Annotated in this window: 10 protein-coding genes; all 10 read left to right on the forward strand. The window is 62.1% G+C overall.

Annotation, left to right across the window (positions count from 1 at the left end):
- Positions 1-172: 172 nt before the first annotated feature.
- On the forward strand, positions 173-1,057 hold the full coding sequence (locus HDG34_RS14815) for a branched-chain amino acid ABC transporter permease (protein ID WP_184036882.1): 885 nt from the start codon (positions 173-175) through the stop codon (positions 1,055-1,057).
- The gene (locus HDG34_RS14820) at positions 1,057-2,028 is read left to right on the forward strand and encodes a branched-chain amino acid ABC transporter permease (protein ID WP_167368667.1); all 972 of its coding nucleotides are present in this window, start codon (positions 1,057-1,059) and stop codon (positions 2,026-2,028) included. The genes HDG34_RS14815 and HDG34_RS14820 overlap by 1 nt, the downstream gene beginning before the upstream one ends.
- Before the next feature lie 558 nt (positions 2,029-2,586).
- Entirely contained in the window at positions 2,587-3,753 is a 1,167-nt protein-coding gene (locus tag HDG34_RS14825) for an ABC transporter substrate-binding protein (RefSeq protein WP_184060998.1), read from the forward strand.
- Between the two features lie 419 nt (positions 3,754-4,172).
- On the forward strand, positions 4,173-5,333 hold the full coding sequence (locus HDG34_RS14830) for an ABC transporter substrate-binding protein (protein WP_184060999.1): 1,161 nt from the start codon (positions 4,173-4,175) through the stop codon (positions 5,331-5,333).
- Positions 5,334-5,553: 220 nt separating this feature from the next.
- Positions 5,554-6,609 carry a branched-chain amino acid ABC transporter permease gene (locus HDG34_RS14835; protein ID WP_184061000.1) on the forward strand — a complete coding sequence of 352 codons (1,056 nt, stop codon included), beginning with the start codon at positions 5,554-5,556 and terminating at the stop codon, positions 6,607-6,609.
- Between the two features lie 4 nt (positions 6,610-6,613).
- Positions 6,614-8,398 (forward strand): ATP-binding cassette domain-containing protein, encoded by a 1,785-nt coding sequence (locus tag HDG34_RS14840; protein WP_184061001.1) that lies wholly within the window; start codon positions 6,614-6,616, stop codon positions 8,396-8,398.
- Entirely contained in the window at positions 8,398-9,174 is a 777-nt protein-coding gene (locus HDG34_RS14845) for an ABC transporter ATP-binding protein (protein ID WP_184061045.1), read from the forward strand. Before HDG34_RS14840 ends, HDG34_RS14845 begins: the two co-directional genes overlap by 1 nt.
- Positions 9,175-9,349: 175 nt before the next feature.
- Complete coding sequence (gene mnmG, locus HDG34_RS14850) at positions 9,350-11,308, forward strand: tRNA uridine-5-carboxymethylaminomethyl(34) synthesis enzyme MnmG (RefSeq protein WP_184061002.1); 1,959 nt, start codon at positions 9,350-9,352, stop codon at positions 11,306-11,308.
- On the forward strand, positions 11,305-11,988 hold the full coding sequence (rsmG, locus tag HDG34_RS14855; RefSeq protein WP_184061003.1) for a 16S rRNA (guanine(527)-N(7))-methyltransferase RsmG: 684 nt from the start codon (positions 11,305-11,307) through the stop codon (positions 11,986-11,988). Before mnmG ends, rsmG begins: the two co-directional genes overlap by 4 nt.
- Positions 11,989-12,059: 71 nt before the next feature.
- Positions 12,060-12,851, forward strand: coding sequence for a ParA family protein (locus HDG34_RS14860; RefSeq protein ID WP_090802387.1), 792 nt, complete (start codon positions 12,060-12,062; stop codon positions 12,849-12,851).

Raw genomic sequence — 12,851 nt, forward strand, 5'->3', positions numbered from 1 at the left:
GTCGAGGACCGCGCAGACCTGAGAGAACCGCCGGCGCTGCAGGGGCACGCGCTGGCGGATGACCGTTTCAGATGCCGTACGCCGATGGGCGGCGTCGCCGCTCGTCGCGTGCCGGCCGGATCGTGCGTCACCGATCTCACCTTGACGATGGCTTGAAGGGCTAAGGGCTTCAATGGACATCTTTGGCGTTCCGCTACCGGCGATGCTGAGCCAGCTTCTGCTCGGGCTCGTGAACGGCTCGTTCTACGCGATTCTGAGCCTCGGGCTGGCGATTATTTTCGGCCTGCTCAACGTGATCAACTTCGCGCATGGCGCGCTGTTCATGCTCGGGGCGATGCTCGCGTGGATGGGGCTGTCGTATTTCAATCTGCCGTACTGGGTGATGCTCGTGCTCGCGCCGCTGATCGTCGGACTGGTCGGCGTCGCGATCGAGCGCTCGATGCTGCGCTGGCTTTACAAGCTCGATCATCTGTATGGCCTGTTGCTGACGTTTGGCCTCACACTCGTGATCGAGGGCGTATTCCATTCGATCTACGGCTCGTCGGGCCAGCCGTACGATGTGCCGTCGGCGCTGTCGGGCGCGACCAATCTCGGCTTCATGTATCTGCCGAACTATCGCGCATGGGTGGTGGTCGCGTCGCTGGTCGTGTGCTTTGCGACATGGTTCGTGATCGAGAAGACGCGGCTTGGCGCGTATCTGCGCGCGGGCACCGAAAACCCGAAGCTCGTCGAGGCGTTCGGCGTCAACGTGCCGCTGATGATCACGCTGACCTACGGCTTCGGCGTCGCGCTCGCGGCGTTTGCCGGCGTGCTCGCCGCGCCGGTGATTCAGGTCTCGCCCCTGATGGGCCAGTCGATGATCATCACCGTGTTCGCGGTGGTCGTGATCGGCGGGATGGGCTCGATCATGGGCTCGATCCTGACCGGCCTGATGCTCGGCGTAGTCGAAGGACTCACGCGTGTGTTCTACCCCGAGGCGTCGGCGACCGTCGTCTTCGTGATCATGGCGCTCGTGTTGCTCGTGCGTCCGGCGGGTCTTTTCGGCAGGGAAAAATGATGCAGAGAAAGGTGCTCTACGGTCTGCTGCTGATCGTGCTGCTCGCGGTGCCGGTGCTCGGCATCTATCCGCTCTTCGTGATGAAGGTGCTGTGCTTCGCGCTGTTCGCGGCCGCCTTCAATCTGCTGATCGGCTATACGGGCTTGCTGTCCTTTGGTCATGCGATGTTTCTCGCGTCGGCCGGTTACGTCACCGGCTATGCGATGCAGACGCTCGGCTTTTCGCCGGAGCTCGGCGTGCTGAGCGGCACCGCGGCGGCGACGCTGCTTGGGCTCGTCGTCGGCTTCTTCGCGATTCGCCGTCAGGGTATCTACTTCGCGATGGTGACGCTCGCGCTCGCGCAGATGGTCTACTTCGTGTTCCTGCAGGCGCCGTTCACGCACGGGGAAGACGGTCTGCAAGGCGTGCCGCGCGGCAAGCTGTTCGGCGTGCTCGATCTCTCTTCGGACCTCGCGCTATATTTCGTCGTACTCGCGGTGATCGTCGCGGCTTTCCTGCTGATCGTGCGGATCGTGCATTCGCCGTTCGGGCAGGTGCTCGTCGCGATCAAGGAAAACGAGCCGCGCGCGGTGTCGCTCGGCTACGACACCGACCGTTTCAAGCTGCTCGCATTCATCCTGTCGGCCGGCATTGCGGGTCTCGCGGGTTCGCTGAAGGTGCTGGTGCAAGGCTTCGAAACGCTGAGCGATGCCTATTGGACGATGTCCGGCCTCGTGATCCTGATGACGCTGGTGGGCGGTATGGGCACGCTGTTCGGGCCGTTGCTCGGCGCCGCGTTGATCGTGTCGCTCGAAGACAGGCTCGGCGATATCGGCGCGGCACTCGCGTCGATGACCGGCATCGACTGGTTCCGCTCGCTCGGCGAATCGGTGACGATCGTCACCGGGCTGATTTTCATCGCGTGTGTGCTGGCGTTCCGGCGCGGCATCGTCGGTGAGATCGTCGCGCGAGTGCGACCGTTGCGGGCTTGAGATTGGCTGGTTGATCCCGCCCGCGTGGTCGCTCGCTTGATGCAGTGCGGTACGAAATTGCTTCGACGTCCGATCTAATTGCGGCTCGTGCTGAAGGTCCGCTGGATCAGGGACTCGGGCGAACCTGTGGCAAACCGTGCGACGAAAAGCGCCCTACGCGCCCCAATCCGGTGCCGCAGTGCACCACTAGGGTAATTGCTAGTTGTGACTGTTGGGGTGGTCGTTTAATCTTCATGCAGTTCTGATGCACCACGAATTTGCAGGTGGAGAACGAGGAGACAAGTGAGGCACTCAGTGCCCAGAAGAAAGCGCTGTTGGATTGATATCCAACAGCGCTTTTTTATTTGTGTTTATCGAATCTTTGACGCGATCGCCCGGCTATTTCACGCGCCATTTTTTACTCTCCGCCAACCGCTGCAGGTAAACATCACAAGCCTGCGAAACGCTTGCAGCACGGCGCTTGCGTCCGCTACACTCGCTTATTCACCGACCACTGGGTTGGCAATTAAATCCGCGGATTTAATTGCAATTGAATAACGGGGTTAATAGAGGAGCAGGATGAAGTCGGCATTGCGTTGGATCAGCGCGGCATTGGTCGCCACAGGGGTCTCGGCTGCCTGGAGCGGCCATGCATTCGCGGACGTGAAAATCGGCGTCACCGTGTCGGCAACAGGACCGGCCGCATCGCTCGGCATTCCGGAAAAGAACACGATCGCGCTACTGCCGAAAGAAGTGGCGGGCCAGAAGATCGACTACATCGTCCTCGACGACGCAACCGATTCCACCCAGGCGGTCAAGAACGCCCGCAAGCTCACTAGCGAAGACCACGTCGATGCACTGATCGGCTCGACCGTCGTGCCGAACTCGCTCGCCATGATCGACGTCGCTGCCGAAACCTCGACGCCGATGATCTCTCTGGCCGCGGCCGCGGGCATCGTCGAGCCGATGGACGCGAAGCGTGGATGGGTCTTCAAAACGCCGCAAAACGACATTCTGATGGCCACGGCGATTGCGCAGCACATGGCCAATCACGGTGTGAAGACGGTCGCGTTCATCGGCTTTTCCGACGCGTACGGCGAGAGCTGGTTCAAGGAATTCAGCAAAGCCGCTGACCTCGCGAAGATCAAGATCGTCGCGAACGAGCGCTTCGCGCGCAACGATGCATCGGTCACGGGCCAGGTGCTGAAGATGATGTCGCAGAACCCGGACGCGGTGCTGATCGCCGGTGCGGGCACGCCGGCCGCGCTGCCGCAGAAAACGCTGAAGGAGCGCGGCTACAAGGGCAAGTACTATCAGACGCACGGCGTCGCGAACAACGACTTCCTGCGCGTGTGCGGCAAGGATTGCGAAGGCACGTGGCTGCCCGCTGGCCCACTGCTGGTCGCCGAGCAACTGCCCGAGGCGAATCCGGTGAAGAAGAGCGCACTTGCGTACAAGCATGCGTATGAAACGGCATATGGCGCGGGGTCGGTGTCGACGTTCGGCGGTCACGCATGGGACGCGGGTCTGCTGCTGCAGCATGCGATTCCGCTCGCGTTGAAGAAGGGGCAGCCAGGCACGCCGGCATTCCGCGAGGCGCTGAGTGCCGCGCTCGAAGGCACGAAAGATCTGCCCGCGTCGCACGGCATCTTCAACATGAGCAGGAACGACCATGCCGGCCTCGATCAGCGGGCGCGCGTGATGGTGCAGATCGTCGACGGCAAGTGGAAGCTCGCCGGCGACTGAGCGAAGGCTCTGCGCCACGGGACCTCATCGAAAAAGACGCGTGCAGTTGACGCGTCTTTTTTATTACCCGGGCCAGGTGTCCGCATCGCGCAAAAGTGTGGTTTCACTGCTTCAGGACAAACCCGCATTTGGCGCACGCTCTCTTGACCGTCGATAATGCAGAACGCAAACTACTAACATATTAGTGGTTTATGAGATGCCTGGTTGGAATAAAGCCGCGGCACAGAAACGCGGCGTATGACGCGAATGCGCACTCGCGCGACGCGAGAGGAGCGGTACCCAACGCAGCTGGGGAAGGTATGCGCGCCGAGCAGGGAAAACCATGCTTGGCACACCTGAACCCGCTCACTAGATTCAAACACCCGGCCCAGCAAGCCGGCTTACAGATAGGCGCTTTTCAAAGCGTTTGGAGACTCGCAATGAAAAAGACAAGGCATTGGGTACGCACCGGCATCGCGATGGCGCTGATGTGCGGCGCGGGGGCTGCATTCGCGCAGGTGAAGATCGGCGTCACGTTGTCGACGACGGGGCCGGCCGCGTCGCTCGGGATTCCTGAAAAGAACACGATCGCGTTGCTGCCGAAGGAGATCGGCGGCAAGAGCGTGCAGTACATCATCCTCGACGACGGGTCGGACACCAGCAAGGCCGTGCAGAACACGCGCAAGCTGATCGACGAAGACCACGTCGACGCGATCATCGGCTCGACCGTCACGCCGAATTCGCTCGCGATGCTCGATCCGGCCGCTGAGGGCAAGACGCCGGTGATCTCGCTCGCGGCATCGGCCGCGATCATTCAGCCGATGGATGCGAAGCGCGCATGGGCATTCAAACCGCCTCAGAACGACAGCCTGATGGCCGAAGCGATCGCCGATTACATGCAGCATCACGGCGTGAAGACGGTCGGCTTCATCGGATTCTCGGACGCATACGGCGACAGCTGGAACACGACGTTCGACGCCGCCGCCAAAGCGCACAACCTGAAGATCGTGTCGAACGAGCGCTTCAACCGCACCGATGCATCGGTGACGGGCCAAGTGCTGAAGACGATGGGCGCGAATCCCGACGCGGTGCTGATCGCGGGCTCGGGCACGCCGTCGGCGCTGCCGGCCAGGACGCTGAAGGAGCGTGGCTACAAGGGCAAGATCTATCAGACTCACGGGGTCGCGAACAACGACTTCCTGCGTGTGTGCGGCAAGGATTGCGAAGGCGAACTGCTGCCGGCCGGTCCGATTCTTGTCGTCGATCAATTGCCGGATTCGAACCCGGTGAAGAAGTCGGCGGAAGCCTATAAGAACGCCTATGAGAAGGCTTATGGCGCGGGTTCGGTCGCGACCTTCGGCGGCCACGCATGGGATGCCGGCCAGATGTTGCAGGCTGCGATTCCGGTCGCGCTGAAGACCGCCCAGCCGGGCACGCCGGAGTTCCGCATGGCGCTGCGCAACGCGCTCGAAAACATCAAGGAGCTGCCAGTGTCGCACGGCATCATGAACACCACCGCGAACGACCACAACGGCCTCGACCAGCGCGCACGCGTGATCGTGCAGATCGTCGACGGCAAGTGGAAGTTGCAGAACAACTAAGACTATTTACAAAAACCAGTAGCGGTACGCGCCTCTCGCGCAATCATGCGGTGCATGACGCCGCATTGCCATTGTGTTCGACGACAATGGCATCGACCGCCGCGCCGCGTCCCGGCGCGGCGGTTGTCTTTTCTGACATGCAGATCGATGGCCGGCTTCGCACCGCGCCGTCGCGACTGTTTCGCGGTTTTTCGATTTCGACGCTTCAGGACGAGGAAGTATGGATCTATCAATTGCGGCGATCCTCGCGCAGGACGGCATCACGACCGGCGCGATCTACGCGCTGCTCGCGCTTGCGCTGGTGCTGGTGTTCTCCGTCACGCGGGTGATCTTCATCCCGCAAGGGGAGTTCGTTTCGTACGGTGCGTTGACGCTCGCCGCACTGCAAACGCAGAAGTTTCCGGCCACCTGCTGGCTGTTGATGGCGATGGGCGCGGCATGCTTCGTCGTCGAGACGGCGGCCGTCTTGCGGCATGCTGGGCGGCGTCGTCATGCGGCGCGCACGCTGCCCGTGCTGGCGGGGAAGTACCTGCTGTTTCCGATCGCGGTCTACGCGCTCACGCGCGGCATCTTCCTGCAGCCGCTGCCGATGATCGTGCAGATCGCGCTGACGCTGCTGATCGTGATTCCGATGGGTCCGTTCGTGTATCGCCTTGCCTACGAGCCGATCGCGGAGGCGACCACGCTGCTGCTGTTGATCGTCGCGGTGGCCGTGCATTTCGTGATGGTCGGTCTCGGCCTCGTGATGTTCGGCGCCGAAGGCTCGCGCACCAACGCGTTTTCCGATGCGACGTTCAACATCGGCACGTTGTCGATCTCCGGACAGAGCCTGTGGGTGATCGGCACCGCGGCCGTGCTGATCGGCGCGCTGTATTTGTACTTCGATCGCTCGATTTCGGGCAAGGCGTTGCGCGCGACGTCGGTGAACCGGCTCGGCGCGCGGCTCGTCGGCATCGGCACCACGCAGGCGGGACGCCTCGCATTCACGCTTGCGGCGGGGCTCGGCGCACTGTGCGGCATCCTCGTCGCGCCGCTCACGACGATCTACTACGACTCGGGCTTCCTGATCGGTTTGAAGGGCTTCGTGGGCGCGATCATCGGCGGTCTGGTCAGCTATCCGCTGGCGGCGGCCGGCTCGATTCTCGTTGGTCTGCTGGAGTCGTATTCGTCGTTCTGGGCAAGTGCTTATAAGGAAGTGATCGTGTTCACGTTAATCATCCCGGTGCTGCTGTGGCGCAGTCTGGCGAGCCCGCACGCCGAAGAGGAAGCGGAGTGACACGATGAAACGAATCATGCAAAAGAAGTTCTTCTGGTTGTTCCTCGTGGTGCTGTTCGCTTTGCCGGTTCTGCCGCATCCGATCCATGTACCCGAGTACTGGGTCACGCTGCTGAACTACATCGGTCTCTATTCGATCGTCGCGATCGGCCTCGTGCTGTTGACCGGCATCGGCGGGATGACGAGCTTCGGGCAGGCCGCGTTCGTTGGCATCGGCGCGTATGCAACCGCGTATCTGACGACGAACTTCGGCGTGTCGCCGTGGCTCGCGCTGATCGCGGGCGTGATCGTCACTGCCCTGGTTGCGCTGATGCTCGGTCTCGTGACGATGCGCCTATCCGGCCACTTTCTGCCGCTCGGCACGATTGCGTGGGGGCTCGCGCTGTTCTACCTGTTCGGCAATCTCGACATGCTCGGCAAGTACGACGGCATCAACGGCATCCCGGTGTTGAATGTTTTCGGGATCAATCTTGAGTCCGGCCGCCATATCTATTACCTGATCTGGGTGGTCGTGCTCGGTGCGGTCGTCTCTGTTCAGAATCTTCTTAATAGCCGGCCGGGTCGCGCAATCCGCGCGTTGCGCGGCGGTGGTCTGATGGCCGAGGCAATGGGCGTCAACACCGGCTGGATGCGCGTCGTGATTTTCGTCTATGCGGCGGTGCTTGCGTCGGTCTCGGGTTTTCTGTACGCGCACTTGCAGCGCGCCGTGAATCCGACGCCGTTTGGACTGAATCACGGCATCGAGTTCCTGTTCATGGCGGTGGTGGGCGGCGTCTCGCACGTCTGGGGCGCGGTGCTCGGCGCGGCGATCCTGACCGTGCTGCAGGATTATTTGCAGACGCTGCTGCCAAAACTGCTCGGCGAGAACGGCAACTTCGAAGTGATCGTGTTCGGCATCGTCATGGTGCTGCTTCTGCAGTACGCGCGGCAGGGCGTCTGGCCGTTCGTCGCGCGCTTTTTCCCGCGTGGCCCGCGGGCGCATCTCGCCGATCACGCGGATCCTCTGCCGCAGCGCAACAAGCCACAGACCGGCGAAGACCTGCTGACGGTGAACAAGGCGCGCAAGCAGTTCGGCGGTCTCGTCGCGGTGAACGACGTCAGCTTCGAGGTCAAAGCAGGGCAGATCATCGGGCTGATCGGACCGAACGGCGCAGGCAAGTCGACGACCTTCAATCTCGTGACCGGTGTGCTGCAGGCGACGAGCGGCGAGATCACGTTCCGCGGCGAGCGCATCGATGCGCTGAGTTCGCGTGAAATCGTCAAGCGCGGCATCGGCCGGACGTTCCAGCACGTGAAGCTGCTGCCGGGTATGACCGTGCTCGAGAACGTCGCGATCGGTGCGCATCTACGTGGCCATGCGGGCGTGTGGCGCAGTGTCGTGCGGCTGAACAGCTCCGAAGAGCAGCGGTTGATGGCCGAAGCCGCTCGGCAGATTCGCCGCGTCGGCCTCGAACAGCACATGTATGACGAAGCGGGTAGCCTGGCGCTTGGTCAACAGCGGATTCTCGAAATTGCGCGCGCCCTGTGCTGCGACCCGACTCTGCTATTGCTCGATGAACCGGCCGCTGGTCTCCGGTATCAGGAAAAGCTTCAGCTCGCCGAACTGCTGCGCAGACTGAAGACAGAAGGGATGAGCGTGCTGCTCGTCGAGCACGACATGGATTTCGTGATGAATTTGACGGACCGGCTCGTGGTGATGGAGTTCGGCACGCGGATCGCTGAGGGCCTGCCGCAGGAAGTCCAGCAGGATCCGGCGGTGCTCGAAGCGTATCTGGGTGGGGTGGAATGATGGACGACATGACAACGACCGGCGTGGCGTCGGCGGGACCGATTCTCGAAGTGAGCCAACTGTCCGTCCGCTACGGCAAGGTTGAAGCGCTGCACAATGCGGCGATCAAGGTGCGGGCGGGGCAGATCGTCTCCGTGATCGGCCCGAACGGCGCGGGAAAGTCGACGCTGCTGAATGCGATCATGGGCGCGTTGCCGACGTCCGGTCATGCGAAAGGCGCGGTTTCCTATCAGGGCGACGAGGTCAGCGCGATGCCGGTCGAAAAACGCGTTGCGCTTGGTATGTGCCTGGTGCCGGAAAAGCGCGAGCTTTTCGCTTCGATGACCGTCGAGGACAATCTGCTGCTTGGCGCCTACCGGCGCAAGCGAGCAGGGGAGCGCAACTTTCTCGATCAGCTGGAACCGGTGTTCGAACTGTTTCCGCGGCTGAAGGAGCGGCGCAAGCAGGCGGCCGGCACGCTTTCCGGCGGCGAGCGGCAGATGCTCGCGGTCGGCCGCGCCCTGATGGGCAAGCCCGATCTGCTGATGCTGGACGAGCCGAGCCTCGGTCTCGCGCCGCTGATCGTGAAGGAAATCTTTCACATCATCAGCGCCTTGCGGCAGACGGGCGTCGCGACGCTGCTGATCGAGCAGAACGCGCGCGCTGCATTGCAGATCTCGGACTACGGCTACGTGCTGGAAACCGGCGAGTTGGCACTGGAAGGACCGGCGACCGACCTCGCGCAAAATCCCCGGGTGATCGAAACCTATCTCGGTCTTGCCAAAAAGGTCGCATAAGCCCGCACTTATTTCGCTGATCGCTGTCTCTGGAAGCGGTGTGTTTCACGTGAAACACACCGCTTTTTTATTGCTTCACCATTCGGACGAAATTCGGGCCGAAACCGAACCCGTTATAATTCGCCCATACATTTCTTTTGAAGGCTCACGCGACGATCTGGCGTGAGATCCCGCGATGCTTTTTCCCTCAGAATTTGACGTAATCGTCGTCGGTGGCGGTCATGCCGGCACCGAAGCTGCTTTGGCGTCGGCGCGCATGGGCAACAAAACGCTGCTTTTGACCCATAACATCGAGACCCTTGGTCAGATGAGCTGCAATCCGTCGATTGGCGGCATAGGCAAAGGCCACCTGGTCAAGGAGGTCGACGCGCTGGGCGGCGCCATGGCGGCCGCTACCGACGAAAGCGGCATCCAGTTTCGGATCCTGAATTCGTCGAAAGGACCGGCGGTCCGCGCGACGCGCGCTCAGGCTGACCGCATGCTGTACAAAGCGGCGATCCGCCATCGTCTAGAGAATCAGCCGAACCTCTGGCTATTTCAGCAGGCCGTCGACGATCTGATGGTCGAGGGCGACCGCGTGGTCGGCGCCATCACGCAAGTGGGTATTCGTTTCCGGTCGCGCGCGGTGGTGCTGACGGCGGGCACGTTCCTCGACGGCAAGATTCACGTGGGGTTGAACAACTACACAGGCGGACGCGCGGGCGACCCGGCTGCGGTTTCGCTGTCGGCGCGGTTGAAAGAGCTGAAGCTACCGCAGGGCCGGCTCAAGACCGGTACGCCACCGCGAATCGACGGTCGCACGATCGACTATTCGCAGCTCGAAGAGCAGCCCGGCGATCTGGACCCGGTGCCGGTGTTTTCGTTCCTCGGGCGTGTCGAGCAGCACCCGCGCCAGGTGCCGTGCTGGGTCACGCATACGAATCAACGGACACACGACATCATTCGCGGTGGTCTCGATCGTTCGCCAATGTACACGGGCGTGATCGAGGGGGTGGGGCCACGCTATTGCCCGTCGATCGAGGACAAGATTCACCGGTTTGCGTCGAAGGAATCGCATCAGATCTACCTCGAGCCGGAAGGTCTGACGACCAACGAGTTCTATCCGAACGGGATCTCGACGAGCCTGCCCTTCGACGTGCAGCTCGAGTTGGTGCGTTCCATGCGCGGGCTCGAGCATGCGCATATCCTGCGCCCGGGCTACGCGATCGAGTACGACTATTTCGATCCGCGTGGCCTGAAGGCATCGCTAGAAACGAAGGTGATCAGTGGCCTGTTCTTCGCCGGACAGATCAACGGTACGACCGGCTACGAGGAGGCAGCTGCACAGGGCACTCTGGCCGGCATCAACGCCGGTCTGTTTGTGCAAGGCAAGGAAGCATGGTGTCCGCGTCGCGACCAGGCTTATCTCGGCGTGCTCGTGGACGATCTAGTCACGCGCGGGGTGTCCGAGCCGTACCGGATGTTCACGAGCCGCGCGGAGTACCGTCTGAGCTTGCGCGAAGACAACGCCGATACGCGGCTGACGGAGATCGGGCGCGAACTCGGCGTGGTCGATGACGCTCGCTGGGACGCCTTCAGTCGCAAGCGTGACGCTGTTTCACGTGAAACACAGCGCTTGCGTTCAACCTGGGTCAATCCTAAGACCTTATCGGCAGAAGAGGCGACCGCCTTGCTTGGCAAGCCAATCGACCACGAATACAGTCTCGCGGACCTGCTGCGTCGTCCGGGCGTCAGCTACGACGGCGTCTGCGGGCTGCGTGACGGCACCTGTGGCGCGCCCGAAGTACTTGCGGAAGACCCCGTGCTGCTCGCGCAAATCAAGGAACAGATCGAAATTGGCGTCAAATATCAGGGCTACATCGACCGACAGGCCGGTGAGATCGAACGCAACGAGGCGCAAGAGAACACGCGTCTGCCTGAAGGGCTGGACTACACCGAGGTCCGTGGGCTGTCGTTCGAAGCTCGCCAGAAGTTGATGCAGTTCCGGCCGGAAACGATCGGACAGGCGTCGCGTATCTCCGGTATCACGCCTGCCGCCATCTCGCTGCTGATGGTCCATCTGAAGCGTGGCCTCGGGCGTCGTCCGTCGAAGTCCACCGAGCCCGGCGCCGACAGCACGCCGGTGGTTCAATGACGGCAGCGCAGAGGGGAATCGACCAGCAGGCCTTGGCGTCATTGCTGGCGGACGGTGTCCGCGAACTTGGTCTCGAACTCAGCGACGCGCAGCAGCGCAAGCTGCTCGATTACGTCGCGCTGCTCGCGAAGTGGAACAACGTCTACAACCTGACAGCGATCCGCGATCCGAGGCAGATGCTAATCCAGCACATTCTCGATTCGCTATCGATCGTGCCGCACCTGGCGCCGCGCGGGCCGTCGTCGGTGCTCGACGTCGGTTCGGGCGGGGGGCTGCCGGGCATCGTGCTCGCGATCGTGCTGCCCGATTGGACCATCACGACGAACGACATCGTCCATAAGAAGACTGCCTTTCAGTCGCAGGCGAAGGCGGAACTGGGCCTCGCGAACCTGTCGATTGTGACCGGTCGGGTGGAGACGCTGCGGCCTGGCGCCGAAGTACCGGCAAAGTTCGACGTAATTGTCTCGCGCGCGTTCGCAGAACTCTCGGATTTCGTTACACTGGCCCGTCATCTGGTTGCGGAGCAGGGCGCAATTTGGGCGATGAAGGGTATGCGGCCGAATGCCGAAATCGCGCGTCTGCCGGCGGGCGCTCACGTGGAACAGATCATCCGGCTGAACGTGCCGTCGCTCGATGCCGAGCGGCATCTGATCGAGGTGCGAGTGGACCCCGAAAGCTGACGGCCACTTCGGCCTGTCAGCACCCTCAACGATTTTCACTTCATCCAAGCAGCAAAAGGGACACACCAACGATGGCAAAAATCTTCTGCGTTGCGAACCAGAAGGGCGGCGTCGGCAAGACGACCACCACAGTCAATCTGGCCGCGAGCCTGGCAGCGCAGGGACAGCGAGTCCTTCTCATCGATCTTGACCCGCAAGGCAACGCCACGATGGGCAGCGGTATCGACAAGGCCGAATGTACGAACACGGTCTACGAGGTGCTCGTGGACAACGTGTCGGTGGCCGATGCCCGCGTACGGCCCGAGGCGGTCGGATACGACGTGCTTCCCGCGAACCGTGAGCTCGCGGGCGCCGAGGTCGAACTCGTCAGCATGCAGAATCGCGAGCGTCAACTGAAGGCGGCGCTCGCCGGGGTCGAGGGCGAGTACGATTTCGTGCTGATCGATTGCCCGCCGGCTTTGTCACTGCTGACGCTCAACGGACTATGCGCCGCGCACGGCGTCGTCATTCCGATGCAGTGCGAATACTTCGCGCTCGAAGGGCTGTCCGACCTCGTCAACACGATCAAGCAGGTCCATGCGAATCTGAATCGCGACCTCAAGGTGATCGGTCTGCTGCGCGTCATGTTCGATCCGCGCATTACGTTGCAACAGCAAGTCTCGGATCAATTGAAAGAGCACTTCGGCGACAAGGTCTTCGACGCGGTGATTCCACGCAACGTGCGATTGGCCGAGGCGCCCAGCTATGGGCTGCCCGGTGTGGTGTTCGACAGGGCGTCGCGAGGCGCGCAGGCGTACGTGCAGTTCGGCGTCGAAATGATTGAGCGGGTGCGCGCGCTGAATGACGCGCCCCAGGCATCCTAA

It is taken from the genome of Paraburkholderia sp. HC6.4b, from assembly GCF_014200875.1.
GTDB lineage: Bacteria > Pseudomonadota > Gammaproteobacteria > Burkholderiales > Burkholderiaceae > Paraburkholderia > Paraburkholderia tuberum.